The sequence below is a fragment of the Dyadobacter sp. SG02 genome, assembly GCF_900109045.1.
Taxonomy (GTDB): Bacteria; Bacteroidota; Bacteroidia; order Cytophagales; family Spirosomataceae; genus Dyadobacter.
In genome coordinates this window covers 403411-424636 of sequence record NZ_FNYL01000001.1, presented here as the reverse complement: position 1 = coordinate 424636, position 21226 = coordinate 403411, and the positions used below count along the sequence as shown (strand labels likewise).

Below are 21226 nucleotides of genomic sequence, written 5' to 3'. Positions count from 1 at the left end.
CCGAAATTAGTGAAATTATGGGGAAGGCGGGTTATTCATTGATCACATTCACGGGAAATGAAAGTTTATCCAATACTTGCGATTTAATGCTTTCTTCCCCGGAAAACGAGCCGAACAATGCGTAACGTCCATCGACCAGCGTGTATATTTCGATGCATACCTTATCGGGAAATACGATCCAGCATTCGGGAACTCCATAGCGTTCGTAAACTTCTTTTTTAACGACAGTATCCAGCTTTTTGGAACCAGGTGAAACAATTTCAATGACAAGATCAGGCACGCCGCGAATCCAGTCCTGCATAATCTCCCGGTTCGCATTGGATACGAAGAAAATATCCGGTTGCAGGTGATTGAAATCCTGTTCCAAAATTACGTCGAAAGGCGCGGTAAAAACACGACCCAGGTGATGTGCTTTTACATGGCTTGTCAGGAGAAACACGAGTTCTCCCGAGGCGGACTGATGCGGCATTTTCGGGCTAGGCGACATGACTTCCTCCCCGTTTATGATCTGCGTCAGATCCGGATTGTAGTAAATAGTCGGTTCCAGGGTTTTCATAGGCTTGGCCGTTTTGAACGAAAATACAAAAAATGTGTGACATACTGAGCGTGTGACGGATAGGTGAATGTCCTATTGATACGCTCCGCGCTGCAAATGGTAACACATCATTTATCCAATGCACAGAATTTGGAATAAATCTTAAATTTGGGCCGAATCATCAAGCCGCTGTGACCAATATGAATCCCGAACAACGAATCCAGGAGCTTTCAGAGAAGCTGCATTATTATAATGACCGCTATTACCAGGACAGCGAGTCGGAAATATCGGATTATGACTTTGACCAGCTCCTCAAAGAGTTGCAGGCCCTGGAAAGCCAGTATCCTGAGTTCAAACAGGACGATTCGCCTACACAGCGGGTTGGAGGTGCGGTTACCAAGACGTTCAATGCGGTGTACCACCGGTACCCGATGCTCTCACTCGACAATACCTATAACGAGGAAGAGCTGCGCAATTTCGACGACCGGGTGCGCCGGGGACTCGACGGCGAAGCCTACGAATACATTTGCGAACTCAAATTCGATGGAATTTCCCTCAGTTTTACCTACGAAAACGGCATTCTCGTACGCGGCGTGACGCGCGGGGACGGTACACGCGGGGACGAGATCACCAATAATGTCAAAACAATCCGTTCGTTGCCACTACGCGTGAAGGCCGACAATCTGCCGCCCGTGTTCGAGATTCGCGGGGAGGGTTTCATGCCGATTTCTTCGTTTCAAAAACTGAACGAGGAAATGGATACATTAGGAGAAAACCAGTATGCCAATCCCCGTAATGCCGCTTCCGGCTCGTTCAAGTTGCAGGATTCGGCGGAAACGGCGCGTCGCGGGCTGGATTGTTACCTGTATTATTTCTTTGCCGATACCGATGTTTTTCCCAGCCAGGAGGAAAGTTTAACAGGCATGAAATCTTGGGGTTTCAACGTGTCGCCGGGCTGGAAAAAGGTTGCGAATATCGATGAAGCCATCGAGTACATCCGTGAGTGGGAAGAAAAGCGCACGCACCTGCCATTGGCGACGGACGGGATCGTGATCAAAGTCAATTCATTTGCCCAGCAAAGAGAACTCGGCTTCACAGCCAAAAGCCCGCGTTGGGCGATTTCGTATAAATACAAGGCTGAAAACAAGCCAGCCGTGCTGAGAATGGTCACTTACCAGGTCGGGCGGACAGGTGCCGTGACGCCCGTTGCGAACCTTTGCGACCTTTCGGAGCGTGCATTGCCGTACAACCAGGTCAAGGGTGTGCATTTGTCGGGTACGCGCGTGAAGCGTGCGACTTTGCACAATGCCAACGAGCTGGAAAGGCTCGGTATCCGCGTGGGCGACACCGTTTTCGTGGAAAAGAGCGGAGAGATTATTCCGAAAATTACGGGAGTGGACGTCTCGCAACGTGAAAACTTCGAAACCGAGGAGATCGTTTTCCCGACGCATTGCCCCGAATGTAATTCCGAATTGCAGCGTAATGAGGGCGAAGTAGCATTCTTCTGCCCGAACGACAGCCATTGCCCGCCGCAATTGAAAGGCCGTATCGAGCATTTCATCCACCGGAAGGCGATGAATATCGAAAGTCTGGGCGAAGGTAAAATAGAGCTGCTGTTCGACCTCGACCTTGTGCGTACGCCCGCGGACCTGTACGACCTCAATTATGATAAACTTCTCGGCCTGGAAAAGAACCTGCTCAATGAAGAAACAGGTAAGGTGAAGAAGATCAGTTTTCGCGAAAAAACGGTGGATAATATCCTGAAAGGCATTGATTTATCCAGAACTGTCCCTTTTAAAAATGTCCTTTTTGCATTGGGTATCCGTTTCGTAGGGCAGACCGTTGCGGAAAAACTGGCAGCCTATTTCAAATCGATGCGGGCCTTGCGCGCCGCAACATACGAGCAACTAACGGCTGTTCCCGAAATCGGTGGACGCATTGCTTTGAGTATAGAATCCTTTTTCAGCGTGCCCGAAAACCAGCTGCTCGTTGAGCGATTGGAGCAAGCCGGCTTGCAAATGGAAAGCGATGAAAAGCCGGTCGAAATCGAAAGTGACCTGCTGGAAGGCAAGACCTTCGTGATTTCCGGTGTTTTCGAAAACTTCGAGCGCGACGAGTTGAAAGAGAAAATCGAAGCGAATGGCGGAAAGGTACTGAGCGGGGTGTCCGGGAAGCTCAATTACCTGCTCGCCGGAGCGAATATGGGGCCGTCCAAACTCGAAAAAGCGAGGAAACTGGGCGTGACCATCATCTCCGAGGAAGAATTTTTAGCAATGATTGGAAATTAAGTAAAGAAAATAGCCCCGGAAGGCTAACTTTGTGTTTTAAAATCTAACAATTATATAAGTAAATAATGCCATTGGACCAACGTTTCAAAGGGGTAGGGGCCGCGCTGATCACACCTTTTGATGAACAGAATGAGATTGATTATCCGGGTCTGAAAAGACTGATCGACCTGGTGACGGAAGGTGGTACGGACTACCTCGTAGTACAAGGGACAACAGGCGAGTCGCCGACAGTTACTTCTAAGGAAAAGCGTGATATCCTGGCATTTACAATAAAGAACAACTACAAAAAGTTGCCGATCGTATATGGCGTCGGAAGCAACAATACCCAGGAAGTACTGAACATCATCAAGGAAACCGATTTCACGGGCGTGGATGCGATCCTTTCGGTATGTCCTTATTACAACAAACCGACCCAGGAAGGCATTATCGCGCATTTCACGGCCATCGCCGACGCTTCGCCGGTGCCGCTCCTTTTGTATAATGTGCCTGGCCGTACGGTAATTAATATGAAAGCGGATACGATCGTGAAACTGGCGGCGCATCCGAATATCATCGGTATTAAAGACGCAGGCGGCAGCATTGAACAAAGCATGGAACTGGCTGCGCGTGCGCCTGAGGACTTCTTGTTGCTTTCGGGCGACGATAACCTGGTAACGACCATGGCAAGCGTGGGCTGGCACGGTGTGATCTCGGTGATTGCCAATGCATTCCCGAAAGAATTCCACGATCTCACCTGGGCTGCGCTGGAAGGCCGTTTCAAAGACGCCGCCAAATTGCAGCTTGCGTTCCTGGAATTCGATACGCTGCTTTACATCGAGTCGAACCCGGTAGGGATCAAGAAATGTTTGGAAATCAAAGGTATTTGCAGCTCGGATGTACGTTTGCCATTGCTGAAAGCTTCAAAAGAATTGGGCGAGAAGCTGGAAAAGGCGATGGTGCGGGAAGGGTTTATGTGACAACAAAAGGTCAGGGCTAATCAAGTGTAGTCATTTGTAGTCGGTATTGTTATTTGATATACTGGCTTGCTAATTTATATTTCAGGCATCACAGGTTTGGGGATTTAATTCCGGCCTGTGATGTTTTGTTTTAAACCAAAAACGAAATGCTATGATCACGTTTTACCCAGGGCCCAGTAAGGTTTATCCTCAGGTCGAACAATATATTTCCGAAGCATTTGCCAGCGGATTGATCAGCTCCAATCACCGTAGCAGCGGTTTCATGCAACTGCTGGAACAGACGATCGCCGATCTGAAAACAAAGCTGGATGTTCCGGCTGGTTATGAGGTATATTTCGTATCGTCGGCGACGGAATGCTGGGAGATCATCGCCCAATCGCTGCTGATCGATTCGAGCCTGCATATTTACAACGGGGCATTCGGCGAAAAATGGATGGAATATACCCACCGCATTTCGCATCGTGCGAGTGACGCCGCATTCGGGTTGAATGAAACGCTGCTGATGGACCGCTCGGCCGTCTTCTCGCGTAACGAACTGATTTGCGTGACCTACAATGAAACCTCGAACGGTACCAAAATTCCGGAGGGTTTCCTGCTTGATATCCGCAAAAAAGTAGACAACCTCATTGCCGTCGACGCCACATCGGTCATGGCCGGCGTGATTTTGCCGTGGGAGAATGCCGATATCTGGTATGCCTCGGTGCAGAAATGCTTCGGCTTGCCCGCAGGGCTCGCGGTGATGATCGTTTCGCCCAAAGCCATCGAGCGTGCTATACAGGTTGGCGAACGGAAACATTACAACAGCTTGCTCTTCATCCGCGACAATTTTTTGAAATTTCAGACCCCGTTTACTCCGAATATCCTTGGTATTTACCTGCTGGGAAAGGTTATGCAGCAGGTTCCGGCGATTGAGGAAGTGGACGCGCAGACCCACCGGCGCGCGCACGAGTGGTATGCGTTTCTGCTGGAATACGGGTATGAGTTAGTGGTGGAAAACACAGCGGTGCGCTCGGACACGGTTATAGCCGTCCGTGCGGAGAAAGAGCGCATTGCATTCCTCAAAAATGCGGCACAAAAAGAGGGGATCACGCTGGGTAATGGCTATGGCAAAGAGAAAGATACCAGTTTCCGCATTGCCAATTTCCCGGCGATCAGCGACGAGGAAATAGCCATATTGAAGGCTTTTTTGGTGAAAATGGCCCCTAATTGAAGGAATGAGTAGTAAATGGCCTTCCTTGTATTTATAACTAAAAACAGATCTACTCACCCGCGGATTTCTAGATTGTGCGATTAGATATTTTAAAGCAATACCAGGCCCAGACCAAATGTCTGGTCGCGCTGGATTCGATTATTTTTGGTTTTGACGGCGAAGAGCTGAAACTGTTGCTGGTAAAAAGGGGCATTGAAGACGAACATCACACGTGGTCGCTGATGGGCGGTTGGGTGCAGCCCGACGAAAGCCTCGAAGGCGCGTCGTCCCGCATTCTTTTTGAGCTTACCAACCTTACCGACATTTACCTCGAACAACTTTACACTTTCGGAAGCCCGCACCGCGACCCGGTTGAGCGAACGGTGTCTGTGGCCTATTTCGCACTGATCAATGTGGAGGATTACGACCACAAAATTTCCAAAAATTTCGAGGCACAGTGGTTTTCGATGCAGGAACTGCCGAAGCTGCTTTTCGATCATGGTGTGATGGTCGATATGGCGATCCAGCATTTGCGTTATAAAGCCTCACAGCACCCGATCGGCTTTGAATTGCTGCCGGAGAAATTCACGATTCCGCAGTTGCAGAAATTGTACGAGGCTATTTTCGGAACAGAGCTCGATAAGCGCAATTTTAGTCGTAAGTTATTGTCAACCAATTTGTTGATTAAATTGGACGAGAAGCAGAAGGGCTATTCTAAAAAAGGTGCATTCTTCTACAAAATCGACGAGGAGAAGTATAAAAAGCAGTTCAATACATTCCTGAACTTCCTGCCGGGAAGCGCTTCCTAACCGCCGCTATTTTCACGATCATGGGTTTTTAAGGTTGTGTAAGCAGTCGGTTTTGAGCAACTTTGCGGGATCAAAACGCCCCAAAGTGTAAGCCCATGTTCAATTTCAAGGAAATAATCTCCGTCACGCTGATCCTCTTTTCGGTGATCGATGTGCTTGGCTCATTGCCGATTATCGTCGATTTTCGGCGGAAACTGGGCAAGATCGAGTCGGAGAAAACGACGATTGTGGCCGGGGCGATTATGGTGGTCTTTCTGTTCTTGGGAGAAAGATTGCTGAGCCTTTTCGGCGTCGATATTGCGTCGTTCGCCATTGCCGGAGCGATTATCCTTTTCCTGCTCGGACTGGAAATGATCCTGGGCCGCGACATTTTCAAACATGGTAACATCGACGTGGGCGTGGCGTCCATTGTGCCGATCGCATTTCCGATGATCGCCGGTGCGGCTACGATGACCACGTTGCTGTCGCTCCGTTCGACCTACCAGATCCAGAATATTCTCGTCGGCATCGTGCTGAACCTCTTTTTCATTTACCTCGTATTAAAATCGTCGAACTGGCTGGAAAGAAAGCTGGGGCAGGGCGGTACGGATATTCTGCGCAAGGTATTCGGCATTATTCTGCTGGCGATTTCCATTAAATTATTCAAGACAAACCTTTCCATGTAAACCATCGTAAACGGGGTTATTTTTTATTCAAGACCAATTTTTAAATCAATTATAACAATGCAACAACTGGATAGCCTTAATCAAGTCGCGGATTTTCACAGAACTTTCAAACACCCGATCCTGGAAACGCCGACGATCCCCTCCGAAGAGAGAAGCCGCCTGCGCGTGGCATTGCTGGCCGAGGAATTGAAGGAGCTGGAAGTTGCGATCCTCGAAAAGGACATTGTGGAAGTGGCCGACGCGCTTTGCGACCTGCAATATGTACTTTCCGGTGCGGTGCTGGAATTCGGGCTGGGCGAGAAGTTCCGGACATTGTTCGACGAAGTGCAGCGTTCGAATATGTCCAAGGCCTGCAACTCCGTCGAAGAGGCCGAGGCGACTGTGGCGCATTACCAGGCAAAAGGTACCGAATGCTATTTCAAAGAAGATAATGGCAAATATCTGGTATACCGCACCGCCGACGACAAGACTTTGAAGAATATCAATTACTCGCCAGCGGACCTCTCGTCTATCATCGGCTAATCGAAATTCAAAAAACTTCAATCGACTCATTATGAGCTCTGTTCTTGAACGATTTCTGCGTTATGTGCGAATCGACACGCAATCGGACCCTAATTCGGAGACATTCCCCAGCACCGCCAAACAGCGTAACCTGAGTAATCTGCTTGCGGAAGAGTTGCGTGCGCTCGGCGTCGCGGACGCGCATGTGGATGCGCACGGGTACGTGTACGCGACGATCCCTTCCAATTCCGACAGAAAGGACGTTCCCGTCATTTGTTTCTGCTCGCACGTGGATACTTCGCCGGATGTTACGGGGGAAAATGTGAAACCAATCGTTCATCGGAACTGGGACGGTTCGGATATTATCCTGCCGGACGATCATTCACAGGTTTTGCGGATAACGGAGCTGCATGATCTCGACCAGCAGATTGGAAACGACATTGTTACTGCCAGCGGTACCACATTACTGGGGGCTGATAATAAGGCGGGTGTCGCCGAAATTATGGCGGCTGCCGAATACTTGCTTGCTAATCCGCAGATTAAACACGGCGATATTAAAATCCTTTTCACACCCGACGAGGAAGTAGGAAGAGGCACAGAAAAGGTCGATTTGCAAAAGCTGGGTGCCGATTTCGGCTATACCGTCGACGGTGAAGCCATTGGTACATTGGAAGACGAGACGTTTTCTGCTGATGGAGTTAAGATTACGATTCACGGTGTGAGCACACATCCGGGGTATGCGATTGGCAAGCTGGAAAATGCATTGAAGATCGCCGCCGAAATATTGGCGCGGCTTCCTAAGGACAAACTTTCGCCCGAAACTACGGAGGATAAGGAAGGTTTTATCCATCCGGTTCAAATGGAAGGCATTCAGGAAAAGGCTGTTTTGAGCTTCATTATCCGCGATTTCACCGTTGCTGGTCTGCACGGGAAAGAGGCATTGCTGAAAAGCATTATGGAAGATGTTTTGAAAGGTTATCCCAATTCTTCCGCCGAATTCAAAGTCCAGGAGCAGTACCGGAACATGAAAGAAATACTTGATCAACATCCGGAAGTGATACAGAATGCTTTGGAAGCGATGAAAAGGGTAGGGCTGAATCCGATCCAGCGCAGCATCCGCGGCGGTACCGACGGCTCGCGGCTTTCATTCATGGGCCTCCCATGCCCGAACATCTTCGCCGGCGAACACGCTTTTCATTCCAAACTGGAATGGGTATCGGTGCAGGATATGGAGAAGGCGGTGGAGGTGATTGTGGAGTTGGCCGCTGTGTGGGCGGAAAGTAAGTTGTGAATACATTAATGAGTGAATGAGTCAATGAGCGAATGAGTGAATGGTCTTAATTTTTATTCACTCATTCACTCATTCACTCATTCAAAATTCAGTCATTCAACATTGAAAAAGACCAAATACTACGTCGTCTGGCAAGGCCGGAAAACCGGTGTTTTTACGGATTGGAAGGAATGCGAAGCGCAGATCAAGGGCTTCGAGGATGCGCGCTATAAGTCTTTTGATTCTTTGCAGGAGGCAGAGGCCGCTATTCAGCGGAATTACTGGGAGTTTGTGGCTAAAAAGGATTCCAAACCAGCTGTGCAGGAGCCGCCTGCTAATGTAGGTCGACCGATCAAAAACAGCATTGCCGTCGATGCGGCGTGGAATACCGCTACCGGCGATATGGAGTACCAGGGTGTGTATTACGCCACCGGGGACCGTATTTTCCTGCAAGGACCATTTAAAGACGGTACCAATAACATCGGCGAGTTTCTGGCGATCGTGCACGCACTGGCCTATTTGCAAAAGAAGGAAAGCGATTTACCCATTTACACCGATTCCAAGACCGCAATGGCCTGGATCAAGAAAAAACACGCGAATACCAAGCTGGCTTTGACCCCTCGGAACAAGCCGCTTTTTGAAATGTTGCAACGCGCCGAACGCTGGCTCGCAACGAACACTTACCCCAACAGGATATTGAAATGGGAGACGGAGTATTGGGGAGAGAATCCGGCTGATTTTGGAAGAAAATAGACCATAATATGCCCCGTAACGCTCATTTCCGGTTCAAACAATTCACTGTCCGGCAGGATCAGTGCGCGATGAAAGTATGTACCGACGCCTGTGTATTGGGCGCGTGGGCGGAGGTAGAGGACGCCGACCGCATTCTCGATATCGGCGCCGGAACGGGCCTGCTATCACTGATGGTCGCGCAACGTAATACGTACGCGATGATCGACGCGGTTGAAATCGATGCGGAGGCATTCTACCAGGCCGGTGAAAACGTGGAGCAAAGCCCGTTTCACGACCGCATTACGCTATTCCATTCGGCGGTGCAGGAGTTTATCTCGGAGCATCAATACGATGTGATCATTACGAATCCGCCATTCTTTCAATCGGACCTGCTTTCACCGATCGATAAGAAGAATATCGCCCATCACGCCAAATCCCTTGATTTTGAGGAATTGCTCGCGGCTATCGAGCGGCTGTTGAAACCGGAGGGAAAATTCAACATTCTTTTTCCGGTTGACGAGGGGGAGCGCTTTGCCGAGAAAGCAGAACAAGGCGGCTGGAAACTTACGCGCAAACTGACATTGTTTCATCAGGAAGATAAAAAAGCATTTCGGTTATTGATGTTGTTCCAACGCTCCGAATTTGCTCATAATGTGCATGTTGAACCTGATCTGTACATTTATGAAACAGACGGCATAACCCACAATCCGCGTTTCAGAGAGTTGCTAAAAGCTTTTTATTTGAAATTTTGATCAGGAAAAACACGAACTTTGCGGCAAATTACCGGCAAAGCATTGTCACTGAAACCGTACATGACCGACCAAGCTATTCAGATTTCTGTTGTTATCCCGCTTTATAATGAAGAAGAGTCGCTTCCTGAGCTCTGCGAGTGGATTGCGAGGGTTATGGATGAGAATCATTTCACCTATGAAGTGCTTTTTATGGATGACGGTAGCAAAGATCGCTCCTGGGAAGTGATCGAACGGCTTTCGCAGGAAAATCCAAATGTACGGGGAATGCGTTTTGTGCGGAATTACGGGAAGACAGCCGCATTGCAAACCGGTTTCCAGGCAGTGAAGGGTAATGTGATAATCACGATGGACGCTGATTTGCAGGATAGTCCCGACGAGATCCCGGAATTGTACAGCATGATCGTCAACGACCGCTACGACCTGATTTCCGGCTGGAAAAAGAAGCGTTACGACCCGATTACGAAAACAATCCCTACCAAACTCTTTAATGCTGCTACCCGCGGTATTTCAGGGGTTTATTTGCATGATTTTAATTGTGGTTTGAAAGCTTACCGCAGGGAGGTCGTCAAGAATATCACCATTTACGGGGAGATGCACCGCTATATTCCGGTGATCGCGAAATGGAATGGTTTTGCGAAGATAGGGGAGAAGGTAGTGCAGCACAGGGCGCGCAAATACGGTCACACAAAATTCGGTCTCGAGCGGTTCATTTTTGGCTTCCTGGATTTGCTTTCGATCGCCTTTGTGAATAAGTTTGGACGAAGACCCATGCATTTGTTTGGCAGTCTGGGAACCCTTATGTTTTTTCTTGGAAGCCTTATAGCTGTTTGGCTTATCGGGAAAAAGATATATAACATTTACAATTTATTACCCTACCGGAATGTTACAGAAAACCCGCTGTTCTTTCTGGCACTCGTAGCGATTATGGTAGGTTCTCAATTATTTCTCGCAGGATTTTTGGGTGAATTGTTTGTGAAGCAATCTGTTTCAAAGACAGGGGATTACACGATTGCCGAAAAGGCAGGATTGTAAGAAATCAAGATCAGTATTCAACGAAATTTAAGTTTTAAGTTATTACCTATTACACAACTAATGATCGCTAACGTACACAAAGCACATCCGTGGCACGGAATTCCAATGGGTGACAAGGCACCCGAACTAGTGACTGCATTTATTGAGATTGTTCCTACCGATACCGTAAAATACGAAATTGACAAGGCCACCGGTTACCTCAAAATCGACCGCCCTCAGAAATATTCGAACATCGTTCCTGCATTGTACGGCTTCATCCCCAAAACCTATTGCGCGGATAAAATCGCGGCATTGGCGCGGGAACGTTCCGGTCGCGATGTGACCGAAGGCGATGGTGACCCGCTGGATATCATCGTATTGTGCGAGAAAATCATTTCGCATGGTAACATCATGTGCGAGGCGAAGCCTATCGGCGGTATCCGTCTGATTGACGGCGGAGAGGCAGATGACAAGATTATCGCGGTTTTGAAAGGTGACGAAGTTTACGGCCAGTACAGCGACCTTAGTGAGTTGCCGGATGGTATCGTGGAGCGTTTGAAACACTACTTCCTGACTTACAAAAACCTGCCCGGCGAGAAGGCGCATATCGAAATCACCAATGTTTATGGCAGAGAAGAAGCACACGAAGTGATCCTTACATCGGTAGAAGATTACAAGCATTCTTATTATTGAGCCGACGCATACCTACGTCTACCGACGGAATTTAGAGCCGCTCCTGCTAGGGGCGGCTTTTTTTAATTCGTATCTTTGCGCAAATTTTGACCAATCATTGGCACTCGCTGCCAGGCATATATGAGTAATTTACAGGAAATTAAGAAACGCCGCACGTTTGCGATCATCAGCCACCCCGATGCCGGGAAAACCACATTGACCGAAAAGTTGCTCCTTTTCGGTGGGGCGATCCAGACGGCAGGTGCGGTAAAGTCCAACAAGATCAAGAAGACCGCGACTTCCGACTTTATGGAGATCGAGAAGCAGCGTGGTATCTCGGTCGCGACGTCGGTAATGACATTTGAGTATAAAGATTTGCTCATTAACATCCTCGATACACCGGGCCACAAGGATTTTGCCGAAGATACTTACCGCACATTGACTGCCGTGGACAGCGTAATTCTCGTAGTTGACTGCGTGAAGGGCGTCGAAGAGCAAACCGAGCGTTTGATGGAAGTTTGCCGCATGCGTAACACGCCTGTGATCGTGTTCATCAACAAGCTCGACCGCGAAGGCCAGAACCCGTTCGAGTTGCTCGACGAGCTGGAAAGCAAGCTAAACATCCGCGTTCGCCCGCTTACCTGGCCTATCAATATGGGAGCCAATTTTAAAGGCGTTTACAGCTTGTACGAACAAATGCTGTATTTCTTTAAAATCAATAAAACCAAAATTGAAAGCGACGTTGCCAAAGTGAACCTTGACGATGAAAACCTTTCGGAGCTGCTTGGAGAAAAAGATGCCGATCAGTTGACGGAGGACGTGGAGCTCGTGGAGGGTGTTTACGACGTATTCTCGGAGGAAGCATATCAGAAAGGTCAGCTCGCCCCGGTGTTCTTCGGTAGCGCGATCAATAACTTCGGTATCAAAGAGTTGCTGGATACATTCTGCGACATTTCGCCTATCCCGCAGCCGCGTCCCACAGACGTACGTGAAGTGGAGCCTACCGAGCCGAAATTCACCGGTTTTGTATTTAAAATCCACGCCAACCTCGACCCCCGCCACCGCGACCGCATTGCTTTCCTGCGCATTTGCTCGGGTAAATTTGAAAGGGGTAAATTCTATAAACACGTTCGCCTAGGCAAGGAAGTCCGCTTTTCAAGCCCGTTCACATTCATGGCTTCGGATAAGAGCGTGATGGAAGAAGGTTTCCCGGGTGATGTGGTAGGACTTTATGATACAGGTAACTTCAAAATCGGGGATACATTGACCGAAGGCGAAAATCTGCAATTCTCCGGTATCCCAAGCTTCTCGCCTGAAATTTTCAAGGAGCTGATCAATATGGACCCGATGAAATCCAAACAACTGGAAAAGGGTATTCAGCAGTTGACCGACGAAGGTGTTGCGCAGCTCTTCACACTCGACCTCGGCAATAGAAAAGTCGTAGGTACCGTTGGAGAACTTCAATTCGATGTAATCCAATACCGCCTCGAACACGAATATGGCGCAAAATGCCGCTGGGTACCGATGAATATCTCACGTGCCTGTTGGCTCACGGCCGACGAAAAGCCGGCCATGGACCAGTTTATCCGCCTCAAAGGCAACCAAATCGCTTACGACAAGGACCGCAACCCGGTTTTCCTCGCCGAATCCGAATGGATGATCCGCATGAACCGCGAAAACAACCCGGCCATCCACTTCCATTTCACATCGGAATTTAAGACGGAAATGGCGCTTTAAGGGTGATTTTGAGTTGGGCTGAAATTCGTTATATTTGTTTAGAAGCCAATTGGAAAAACCATGATACTCACCGAGACGATTCCTGCTAGCTTGATCTTCGAAGAACTCGACGGACGCCCTCTTTACAGAAAGGGTTACAAGAAAGTGTTGGAAAACAATTTGTCTCCGGAAGAAGTTATGGGTTGTAGTTTTTTACAAGGGTTGATCATCTCAATTTTGGGTTCATTTGTAAATCAACTACTGGCAGGAAAACCGTATTGGATAGTGTCTGGTGAAGTTGGTCTCCACGTGTCACTCGGTAATAACCTTGCTAACGATGTGGCTATTTTTGATAAGGCATTAATCAAGGATGTTTTCTCAAAAAAGTATCCAGATGTGCCGCCGAAAGTGGCTATCGAAATTGACATAAAAATCGAAGGGGATCATTTTCCCGAGGACAAAGACTACATGTTCCGCAAGAGCGAAAAGATGATTGGGTTCGGTACGGAGCGGGTAATCTGGGTATTGACTGATAACCGTAAAATAATGGTTATTGACCGATCAAAAGAATGGTCTGTTTACGGATGGGAAGAATCAGTACCGGTTTTTGATGATTATCAATTTTGCCTGAATGATCTTTTGAAGGAGGAAGGTGTGATTTAGAACATTCAATATTTTCTGCTTCATAACAAAACAGGCTGCTTCGTCAATGAGGCAGCCTGTTTTGTTATGAAGTTTCGGTTAGTTGCGTGGACCGCCTCCGCCGCCACCACGGTTATTCCTCCGGTCTTCGAGCATCGTTTTGTACTTCTCCTGCTGCTCTACGGTCAGGATTTTGGAGATTTCGGTGTTGAATGTCTCCATCGAAGCCCGCATTTGCTCGCGGTCCATGTTCTGGGCGTCCCGTAACTCCTGCATTTTCTTGGCCCGGACGAGGCTGAGGTCGTATACTTTCTTCTGCTGGTCGTCCGAAAGTTTAAGGTTTTCGGTTAAAGTTTTGGTTTGGTTTTCGGCGCGTTGCTCGGGCGTTGCGTTGTTGCCGCGTTGCGCGAAGGTTGTGAAGCTTACAAAGGCCAATAAAATGGCCAGCAATGATTTCCTCATGGTCAAAAAAGTTTAGATACCCGGGTTAGATGCAAAAAGGAGCGGTAAGTTTAACGGGGTTATTTAAATTTTTGGCTGAGCATCTGCACGGCCAGTGCGACGGCAATCGCGCAGGTGTAACTCATTAATGTCCCCACGAGTACGTACTCCGATTTTTTGCTGATGTATGCCGGCGGAATGCCAGGTTCGGTTGACTTGTCGTTATACCTCAGCAATGATTTGGCCGCGATGAGGAAGCCGATGGCCGAATATTGATTGACTAATACGAAAGCGAAAATGAGCAAACGCTCAGACATACCTATCCAACGGCCGGCGTTCGCGAGGTTGTCATCGGCCCCGGGTGCGAGTTTGCTGAGCTCTTCCCGCCAGGGTTTGGTGAGGATACCTACCAGAAATGAAACGGGAGATAGCGAAAGTAGTGCGCCGGATAATTGTGCCAGGGTTTTGGGGGTGTTGAGCCAGGCGGTAAGTGCTTCAAATCCAGTAGATATGTTACTTGTGAGGATAAGTGCTGTGAATGCAATGGTAACCAGATGTGCCGCCTGATCGGCGATGAACCAGGTGAGAGAACCCTTTTTGTCGAATGAGATTTTTACAAGATCGATCATTCCATGTGCGATGCCTAGTGCAATGGCAGGAAACGGGTTTTCCCATTGATGCAAGGCTATGTATGATACTACTATGACCAGTAGTATGTGAAAATACAGGTAGCGGGATTTGTATTTTTTCTCCTTTTTGTCGGTTACCCACTTGGTAGGCTGCCAGTAAAAATCTACAAGAACGTGTGCCAGCAACAGCAGCAGAAATTCTGTCATAGTGATTTAGCGTTTAGTGTATAGTGATAATTGCTTCGGAAAGGTAGCAAGAAAACTTTCAATTGCCCACCACTTCGACGAGGTAACCCGCTGGCTTGCCGCCGATTGGCTGATCGATAACATTTCGGCGATCTGCGTTACGTTTTTGCCTTGCAGCAGTGCTTCTATCACCTGGCTTTGAGCGGATGTCCAGCTTTCGATTAAGGTTTCCAGTAAATCCAGTGTCGCCGATAAAGGCTCCGACGGTCTGGGCAATGCAATGCCGATCCTCGCTTTCTGCCTGCGAATCGTATCTGCCAAATGCCCCGAAAGCCTGAATGCTTCGCCGTCGGACGTGCCGGGACGGTCGGTAAGCTGCTCGGTATGGCCTATGCCGATGGCTATTCGCATATCCGCGTTGGGTGCGTGCTTACGCATACATGCGCGGGCGAGGATGCACATGCGCATTACTTCATCGGTGTTTTTCAATACCGCCTGAAAGCTGTCACCGCGATATATTTCGGGTTTTAGCACCCATTTGAAAGCCTGATTTTGATGCAAAATAGCCAGCATTTCTTCCATCCAAGCAGTCGATTCTTCGCGTGAAAACTGCGTAGAATTGACCATATCGGCGGTTATAACGGCCCGGAGTGCTTTCATGAGCATAAGGTTTTTTGCTTATAATCATCAAATATAAGGTAAAAGCCTTATATTTTAAAGATATAAGTTAAAAACCTTATATTGGTCATATATAAGGGAAAAACCTTATGCTTTTTTTAGAAATAAGGTAGCGAGGTATGCCCATTCTTCTTTTAAACTTCCATTAAATACCTCTGAACCAGCACGTCTGTACCAGTATCCTGCATTGAAAGTATCACCTTCGACACGATGAAGATAGGCGTGCAAACGATCATAAGCTTGCGTACCTTCTTTGCTTTGGGCAATGTTGTGGGCTGCCTCCCAATCGCCGTTGGCGTCGTACCAAAGCGCTTCCAGTAGTACGGGAAGGCCGTTGGGAGGGGACGGCAGGGAAATCGATTCCTGAAATTGTTCGATTGTCATAATGGGTGAATTGATTATGGATACCGGTGAAAACAGTTGCAAGATACGCCTCAGGGCCCTGATTTACCGATTTTACTTGTATATTGTAAGGCACAATTGTAATTAAGACAACAATATATGTTTAAACAATTATCAACGATATTAGGCTGTATGACGCTGGCGGTATACTGCCATGCACAGGAAACCTTTCCCAGGAATGGTGCCTATGATGAAAGAACAGGACGCTACGCCTTCACAAATGCGACGATCGTCGTAGACCCTAAAACTACGATCGAAAATGCTACGATGCTTATCGAAGACGGGCTGATCCGGGAGGCGGGCAAGCAAGTGAAGATTCCTGCCGGCACGGTCACCGTCGATCTGAAGGGGAAATTCATTTACGCATCGCTGATCGAGCTGGATTCGGATTATGGCATGCCGGAGGTGAGAAGGGTTCAGGGGCCGGCCGGCCGCCTGGCTCCTCAGTTGGAATCGAACAAGAAAGGGGCATTCGGGTGGAATCAGACCATTCAACCTGAGACGGATGCCAGCATTCTTTTCACACCGGATTCCAAAAAAGCAGGTGACCTGCGGAAAATCGGCTTCGGTACTGTGCTCGTGCATTCGCATGATGGCATCGTGCGCGGGAGCGGTGCGCTTGTGACCCTTACCGACGAACCCGCGAACAAAGCGATGCTCAACAGCAAAGCATCGGCACATTTCTCGTTTGGAAAAGGGAGCTCTTCGCAGACCTATCCGTCATCAGGAATGGGTGTAGTGGCGCTATTAAGACAAAACTATTACGATGCCGACTGGTATGCGAAAGGTGGGAACAAAAAGGAAACGAACCTGTCGCTGGAAGCATTCAACCAGATCAAACCGCTGCCGGCGTTTTTTGAAGCCGGAGATAAGTATAGTGTACTGAGGGCGGACAAAATCGGTGATGAGTTTGGCATACAATATATTATCCGCGGAGGAGGTGACGAATATCAGCGTATCCAGGAGATTAAAGCGAGTAAGGCAACGTTGCTGCTACCACTTGTCTTCCCGGATGCTTACGATGTGACCGACCCCTGGGACGCGGAAGTGGTAACGATGAGCCAGTTGAAACACTGGGAACTGGCGCCAACGAATGCCTCGGAAGTAGCAAAAGCGGAGATACCATTCGCATTGACAACCTCGGGATTACGGAATAAGGCCGATTTCCTGAAAAACCTGCGGACGGCCGTTGAATATGGATTGCCCAAAGAAAGGGCACTGGCAGCGCTAACCACTCTTCCTGCTTCGCTCATCAAGGCGGATAACAAGATAGGAAGCCTGAAACCGGGAATGCTTGCCAACTTCATCATCACTTCGGGGGATTTGTTTTCGAAAGACAATGTGATTTATGAAAACTGGGTACAGGGCAAGAAGTTTGTGCTTGCGCCGCTGAATGCCCCGGATATCAGAGGTGCTTACTCGCTTTCACTGAACAACCAGCCTGCCGGAAAATTGCAGATTACCGGCTCGCCAGAAAAGCCTGAATATCAGATTGTAATACAGGATTCGATCAAGATCACGCCCAAAGCGATCCTTGCGAATGCATTGCTTACATTGACTTACCAACAGGACAAAAAGGTAGGTGGTACAACCCGCCTCACAGGCTGGCTCAGCGGAAACGGGTTTAGTGGGGAAGGGGTATTGCCTAACGGTACCGTCATTCCATGGAGCGCTGCGCTTATTGAAAGAAACACAGCCGTTGCAGCTATATCAAAGGGGGATTCAACGAAGCCGAAAAGCAAGGAAACAGGGCCGATCGTTTACCCGTTTGTGGGCTACGGAAATGAAACATTGCCAGCGAAAGAAACGGTACTGATCAAAAACGCGACGATTTGGACCAACGAAAAAGAAGGTATTTTGCAAAATGCCGATGTGATTGTTCAAAACGGCAAAATTACCAAAACAGGAAAGGGCCTCGCCGCGCCATCGGGTGCCAGGACGATCGACGGGACCGGCAAGCATCTTACGAGCGGCATTATCGACGAGCATTCGCATATTGCGCTTTTCAGCATCAACGAAGGCGGGCAATCCAGCTCGGCGGAGGTGCGTATGAGCGATGTGATCAATCCGGATGACATTAATATTTACCGTCAACTGGCGGGTGGTGTTACGGCCTCGCATTTGCTGCACGGCTCGGCGAATTCGATCGGTGGACAGAGTGCGATGATCAAGCTGAAATGGGGCGCCAGCCAATCGGAAATGCTGGTTCCGGAAGTGAAGACGATCAAGTTTGCATTGGGCGAAAACGTGAAGCAATCGAACTGGGGCGATTTGCAACGTGTGCGCTTCCCGCAGACGCGTATGGGCGTGGAGCAAATTTATTTTGACCATTTCCTGCGTGCGAAAGAATATGCCGCGAGTTGGAAGAGCTACAATGCGAATGCCAAAAAGGCAAATATCGCGCCTCCACGCCGCGACATCGAGCTGGATGCACTCGCGGAAATCCTCGGCAATGAGCGCTTTATTACATGCCATTCCTATGTGCAATCGGAGATCAATATGCTAATGCACGTGGCGGATTCATTGAAGTTCAGGATCAATACATTTACCCATATCCTGGAAGGTTACAAACTGGCCGATGGCATGCAGAAACGCGGTATCGGCGGCTCTACGTTTGCCGACTGGTGGGCTTACAAAATGGAAGTGAAAGAGGCGATCCCGTACAATGCAGCCCTGATGTACCACGAAGGCGTGACAGTAGCGATCAACTCCGACGATGCGGAAATGGCCCGCCGCCTGAACCAGGAGGCCGCCAAGACCGTCGAATACGGCGGTGTGCCGGAAGAAGAAGCATGGAAAATGGTGACGCTGAATCCTGCGAAGCTGCTTCACGTCGACGATCGGATGGGAAGTGTGAAAGCCGGTAAGGATGCTGACCTGGTACTGTGGAACACCAGCCCGCTTTCAGTATATGCGAGACCCGATTTCACGATGGTCGAAGGTACCATCTATTTTGACCGTAAAAAGGATGAGGAGAAACAGAAATCCATCGCGGTAGAGCGTGAGCGCCTGATCCAGAAAATGCTCGGTGAAAAAGCCGAGGGCAAGCCTAAGCAAAAACCCGAAGCTACGAAGCCGCACATGTGGCATTGCGAAGATGTGGCAGGTATTCACGCGGAGCATGCAGATATTCATGCAGAGCAAAGCGATGCAGGGAAGTAATACTGTTTCAACACATTCAAATTGATTTCTATGAAAAAATATAAACTGATGGCCGGTCTGCTGCTGGGGCTGACAGCCGGAGCACAGGCACAAAATCCTGCCCCTGCCAAGCCACAAACAAGGGCGGTTGTACTCACAGGCGCCACCATCCACGTCGGAAACGGTGAGGTGATCCAAAACGGCGCTATTGCGTTCGATAAAGGTATTATTACACAGGTAGGACCAGCAGCCTCGATAACACCTCCGGCCGGTGCTGAAACTGTGGATGTGAAAGGGAAGCACATCTTTCCGGGCCTGATCTCGCTGAATACGACCGTCGGGTTGCAGGAAATCGCCTCTGTAAGGGCTACGGTCGATTTTCGTGAAGTAGGCGAAATTAACCCTCACGTGCGTGCGCTCGTCGCCTATAATACCGATTCGGAGGTGATCCCGACTTTGCGGGGGAATGGTATCCTTGTATCGCAGTCCGTCCCGCAAGGCGGTGCGATTTCGGGTTCGTCATCTGTTTTTTACAGTGACGGCTGGAACTGGGAGGATGCGGTGTTAAGAAAGGACGATGGCATTTGGTTAAATTGGCCGCCATTCCTGGCCGGAAATTTCGATAATGAAACCTTCGTTTACGCGATCAAGCGAAATGATAAGCGCCAGGAAGTAATCGATCTCTTCAAAAAGACATTCGCCGAGGCAAAAGCTTATTCGGAAATGGTTAATCCAAGTCCTGTAAATCTTCGTCTGGAAGCTATGAAGCCGCTTTTCGCCGGGACGGCCAATCTGTACATCCGTGCCGACTATGCAAAGGATATTATCGAATCAATTCGTTTTGCGCAGGATGCGGGCGTGAAGAAGATTGTGATCGCGGGTGGCAACGAGTCCTATAAAGTGACCTCATTTTTGAAAGAAAGCCAGGTGCCGGTGATCATCAACACCACGCACAGACTTCCCGAAGGCGTAGACGAAAATGTTTACCTCCCTTACGAATTGCCCGGGCTGCTGCACAAAGCCGGTGTGAAAGTAGCTATTACCTACGCCGACGAATGGTGGCGCACACGCAACCTCGGATTTTTGGCTGGTACTGCCTCCGGATTCAGCGGCGTAACGCCTGAGGAAGCATTGCAGTTCGTAACCCGCAACGCAGCCGACATTATCGGCGCCGGCCAGCAGGTAGGGACACTCGAAAAGGGCAAGCAAGCCTCATTGCTGGTTTCCGACGGAGATATACTCGATATGCGCGGTAATATGGTCCAAATGGCCTACATCCGAGGCGGAAAAGTCAATCTGGACGACAAGCAGAAGCGGCTTTACGAGAAGTATAAGGATAAATACGGAAAGAAGTAAGTAGTCAGAAGGTCATTAAGTCAAGAATTGTAAAAGCCATCCGTTTTTTGTAGCGGATGGCTTTTAGTTTTTATTTGGATTGATATACTTCAAAATTTCGACCTTCCTGAAATCCTTATCGTTGTCCGCTACCAATGTGTAGTTGTTGATAATGGCAGTTGCGGCGATAAATGCATCCGGAAGCTTTAACCGATACTTTTTTCGAATTGCGATTGTTTGGTCTACAATATCCCGGTTTAGATCAAGTACAATTGAGCCTTTGATGAATGCTTCATAGATATCCTTATCCGTTATGCTGGTAGGTTCCCAAACGCGCAACTCGATTTCCGTAATCAGCGAGATAATCGATTCGTTATCTACAATCCCGTCCATCAGCATTAATCCAGACGGAGGTAATGTGGCATTTAGATACTTAATAACCGCGCTGGTATCGATCAGATATCTCTCCTCCATTCATTTCTAAGGGTGTTTAATTGTGAATCAATTTCCTGATTCGTCATCGGAGATTTGATTTGCTTTCGCAACTCCGACAGCGGTTGCCGGTTTCGAATCACCTTGATCAAATGCATTTCTTCCATATCCAATAGAAGCTTCAATGCTTTATCATCAGTGATTTCTATTTCAATGGTTTTCATAAGCTGATCAGCTGTTTCAG

General features: G+C 48.6%; 22 protein-coding genes. 15 read left to right on the top strand and 7 right to left on the bottom strand.

Annotated elements, in window-relative coordinates:
- Positions 1-31 precede the first annotated feature (31 nt).
- Positions 32-556 (bottom strand): Uma2 family endonuclease, encoded by a 525-nt coding sequence (locus BMW93_RS01835; protein WP_090373484.1) that lies wholly within the window; start codon positions 554-556, stop codon positions 32-34.
- Between the two features lie 179 nt (positions 557-735).
- Here BMW93_RS01835 and ligA point away from each other — a divergent pair, with 179 nt between their 5' ends.
- The 13 genes from ligA (at position 736) to BMW93_RS01770 (ending at position 13759) form a co-directional block, all read left to right on the top strand.
- Positions 736-2823, top strand: coding sequence for an NAD-dependent DNA ligase LigA (gene ligA, locus BMW93_RS01830; RefSeq protein WP_090373483.1), 2088 nt, complete (start codon positions 736-738; stop codon positions 2821-2823).
- A 65-nt stretch (positions 2824-2888) separates the two neighbouring features.
- Positions 2889-3779: a 4-hydroxy-tetrahydrodipicolinate synthase gene (gene dapA / locus BMW93_RS01825; protein ID WP_090373482.1), complete on the top strand. Its 891-nt coding sequence runs from the start codon at positions 2889-2891 to the stop codon at positions 3777-3779.
- Positions 3780-3930: 151 nt separating this feature from the next.
- Entirely contained in the window at positions 3931-4989 is a 1059-nt protein-coding gene (locus BMW93_RS01820) for an aminotransferase class V-fold PLP-dependent enzyme (RefSeq protein WP_090373481.1), read from the top strand.
- Between the two features lie 74 nt (positions 4990-5063).
- The gene (locus BMW93_RS01815) at positions 5064-5777 is read left to right on the top strand and encodes an NrtR DNA-binding winged helix domain-containing protein (protein ID WP_090373480.1); all 714 of its coding nucleotides are present in this window, start codon (positions 5064-5066) and stop codon (positions 5775-5777) included.
- Between the two features lie 95 nt (positions 5778-5872).
- Positions 5873-6442 (top strand): MarC family protein, encoded by a 570-nt coding sequence (locus tag BMW93_RS01810; RefSeq protein WP_090373479.1) that lies wholly within the window; start codon positions 5873-5875, stop codon positions 6440-6442.
- Between the two features lie 57 nt (positions 6443-6499).
- Positions 6500-6964, top strand: coding sequence for a nucleoside triphosphate pyrophosphohydrolase family protein (locus BMW93_RS01805; RefSeq protein ID WP_090157231.1), 465 nt, complete (start codon positions 6500-6502; stop codon positions 6962-6964).
- Positions 6965-6995: 31 nt separating this feature from the next.
- The gene (gene pepT / locus BMW93_RS01800; protein ID WP_090373478.1) at positions 6996-8234 is read left to right on the top strand and encodes a peptidase T; all 1239 of its coding nucleotides are present in this window, start codon (positions 6996-6998) and stop codon (positions 8232-8234) included.
- 102 nt (positions 8235-8336) lie between these two features.
- Positions 8337-8966, top strand: a complete 630-nt coding sequence (locus tag BMW93_RS01795) for a viroplasmin family protein (RefSeq protein WP_090373477.1) — start codon at positions 8337-8339, stop codon at positions 8964-8966.
- Between the two features lie 8 nt (positions 8967-8974).
- Complete coding sequence (locus BMW93_RS01790) at positions 8975-9697, top strand: tRNA1(Val) (adenine(37)-N6)-methyltransferase (RefSeq protein ID WP_090373476.1); 723 nt, start codon at positions 8975-8977, stop codon at positions 9695-9697.
- A gap of 60 nt (positions 9698-9757) precedes the next feature.
- Positions 9758-10729 carry a glycosyltransferase family 2 protein gene (locus BMW93_RS01785; protein WP_090373854.1) on the top strand — a complete coding sequence of 324 codons (972 nt, stop codon included), beginning with the start codon at positions 9758-9760 and terminating at the stop codon, positions 10727-10729.
- A 60-nt stretch (positions 10730-10789) separates the two neighbouring features.
- Positions 10790-11401: an inorganic pyrophosphatase gene (locus BMW93_RS01780; protein ID WP_177193982.1), complete on the top strand. Its 612-nt coding sequence runs from the start codon at positions 10790-10792 to the stop codon at positions 11399-11401.
- 120 nt (positions 11402-11521) lie between these two features.
- On the top strand, positions 11522-13117 hold the full coding sequence (locus tag BMW93_RS01775) for a peptide chain release factor 3 (protein WP_090373475.1): 1596 nt from the start codon (positions 11522-11524) through the stop codon (positions 13115-13117).
- 60 nt (positions 13118-13177) lie between these two features.
- Entirely contained in the window at positions 13178-13759 is a 582-nt protein-coding gene (locus tag BMW93_RS01770) for a hypothetical protein (protein WP_090373474.1), read from the top strand.
- A 78-nt stretch (positions 13760-13837) separates the two neighbouring features.
- Here BMW93_RS01770 and BMW93_RS01765 read toward each other — a convergent pair whose 3' ends face one another.
- From BMW93_RS01765 to BMW93_RS01750, 4 genes are all read right to left on the bottom strand, one after another.
- Complete coding sequence (locus tag BMW93_RS01765; RefSeq protein ID WP_090373473.1) at positions 13838-14200, bottom strand: hypothetical protein; 363 nt, start codon at positions 14198-14200, stop codon at positions 13838-13840.
- A gap of 59 nt (positions 14201-14259) precedes the next feature.
- Positions 14260-15015: a DUF3307 domain-containing protein gene (locus tag BMW93_RS01760; protein ID WP_090373472.1), complete on the bottom strand. Its 756-nt coding sequence runs from the start codon at positions 15013-15015 to the stop codon at positions 14260-14262.
- Positions 15016-15021: 6 nt separating this feature from the next.
- Positions 15022-15654: a SatD family protein gene (locus tag BMW93_RS01755; RefSeq protein ID WP_229240133.1), complete on the bottom strand. Its 633-nt coding sequence runs from the start codon at positions 15652-15654 to the stop codon at positions 15022-15024.
- Positions 15655-15759: 105 nt separating this feature from the next.
- The gene (locus BMW93_RS01750; RefSeq protein WP_090373852.1) at positions 15760-16056 is read right to left on the bottom strand and encodes a hypothetical protein; all 297 of its coding nucleotides are present in this window, start codon (positions 16054-16056) and stop codon (positions 15760-15762) included.
- A 117-nt stretch (positions 16057-16173) separates the two neighbouring features.
- Here BMW93_RS01750 and BMW93_RS01745 point away from each other — a divergent pair, with 117 nt between their 5' ends.
- Complete coding sequence (locus BMW93_RS01745) at positions 16174-19236, top strand: amidohydrolase family protein (RefSeq protein ID WP_090373470.1); 3063 nt, start codon at positions 16174-16176, stop codon at positions 19234-19236.
- A 30-nt stretch (positions 19237-19266) separates the two neighbouring features.
- Positions 19267-20571, top strand: coding sequence for an amidohydrolase family protein (locus BMW93_RS01740; protein WP_090373469.1), 1305 nt, complete (start codon positions 19267-19269; stop codon positions 20569-20571).
- Positions 20572-20634: 63 nt separating this feature from the next.
- Here BMW93_RS01740 and BMW93_RS01735 read toward each other — a convergent pair whose 3' ends face one another.
- Positions 20635-21024, bottom strand: coding sequence for a type II toxin-antitoxin system VapC family toxin (locus tag BMW93_RS01735; RefSeq protein ID WP_090373468.1), 390 nt, complete (start codon positions 21022-21024; stop codon positions 20635-20637).
- A complete protein-coding gene (locus BMW93_RS01730; RefSeq protein WP_090373467.1) occupies positions 21006-21206 on the bottom strand; it encodes a hypothetical protein in 201 nt (66 codons plus the stop codon). The genes BMW93_RS01735 and BMW93_RS01730 overlap by 19 nt, the downstream gene beginning before the upstream one ends.
- Positions 21207-21226 lie beyond the last annotated feature (20 nt).

Excerpts from the sequence above, each read along its gene's own strand:
- BMW93_RS01765 (WP_090373473.1), bottom strand. The coding sequence starts at position 14,200 with ATGAGGAAATCATTGCTGGCCATTTTATTGGCCTTTGTAAGCTTCACA.
- BMW93_RS01785 (WP_090373854.1), top strand. The coding sequence starts at position 9,758 with ATGACCGACCAAGCTATTCAGATTTCTGTTGTTATCCCGCTTTATAAT.
- dapA (WP_090373482.1), top strand. The coding sequence starts at position 2,889 with ATGCCATTGGACCAACGTTTCAAAGGGGTAGGGGCCGCGCTGATCACA.
- pepT (WP_090373478.1), top strand. The coding sequence starts at position 6,996 with ATGAGCTCTGTTCTTGAACGATTTCTGCGTTATGTGCGAATCGACACG.
- BMW93_RS01730 (WP_090373467.1), bottom strand. The coding sequence starts at position 21,206 with ATGAAAACCATTGAAATAGAAATCACTGATGATAAAGCATTGAAGCTT.
- BMW93_RS01745 (WP_090373470.1), top strand. The coding sequence starts at position 16,174 with ATGTTTAAACAATTATCAACGATATTAGGCTGTATGACGCTGGCGGTA.
- BMW93_RS01775 (WP_090373475.1), top strand. The coding sequence starts at position 11,522 with ATGAGTAATTTACAGGAAATTAAGAAACGCCGCACGTTTGCGATCATC.
- BMW93_RS01835 (WP_090373484.1), bottom strand. The coding sequence starts at position 556 with ATGAAAACCCTGGAACCGACTATTTACTACAATCCGGATCTGACGCAG.
- ligA (WP_090373483.1), top strand. The coding sequence starts at position 736 with ATGAATCCCGAACAACGAATCCAGGAGCTTTCAGAGAAGCTGCATTAT.
- BMW93_RS01805 (WP_090157231.1), top strand. The coding sequence starts at position 6,500 with ATGCAACAACTGGATAGCCTTAATCAAGTCGCGGATTTTCACAGAACT.
- BMW93_RS01755 (WP_229240133.1), bottom strand. The coding sequence starts at position 15,654 with ATGAAAGCACTCCGGGCCGTTATAACCGCCGATATGGTCAATTCTACG.
- BMW93_RS01740 (WP_090373469.1), top strand. The coding sequence starts at position 19,267 with ATGAAAAAATATAAACTGATGGCCGGTCTGCTGCTGGGGCTGACAGCC.
- BMW93_RS01750 (WP_090373852.1), bottom strand. The coding sequence starts at position 16,056 with ATGACAATCGAACAATTTCAGGAATCGATTTCCCTGCCGTCCCCTCCC.
- BMW93_RS01760 (WP_090373472.1), bottom strand. The coding sequence starts at position 15,015 with ATGACAGAATTTCTGCTGCTGTTGCTGGCACACGTTCTTGTAGATTTT.
- BMW93_RS01735 (WP_090373468.1), bottom strand. The coding sequence starts at position 21,024 with ATGGAGGAGAGATATCTGATCGATACCAGCGCGGTTATTAAGTATCTA.
- BMW93_RS01780 (WP_177193982.1), top strand. The coding sequence starts at position 10,790 with ATGATCGCTAACGTACACAAAGCACATCCGTGGCACGGAATTCCAATG.
- BMW93_RS01790 (WP_090373476.1), top strand. The coding sequence starts at position 8,975 with ATGCCCCGTAACGCTCATTTCCGGTTCAAACAATTCACTGTCCGGCAG.
- BMW93_RS01820 (WP_090373481.1), top strand. The coding sequence starts at position 3,931 with ATGATCACGTTTTACCCAGGGCCCAGTAAGGTTTATCCTCAGGTCGAA.
- BMW93_RS01770 (WP_090373474.1), top strand. The coding sequence starts at position 13,178 with ATGATACTCACCGAGACGATTCCTGCTAGCTTGATCTTCGAAGAACTC.
- BMW93_RS01810 (WP_090373479.1), top strand. The coding sequence starts at position 5,873 with ATGTTCAATTTCAAGGAAATAATCTCCGTCACGCTGATCCTCTTTTCG.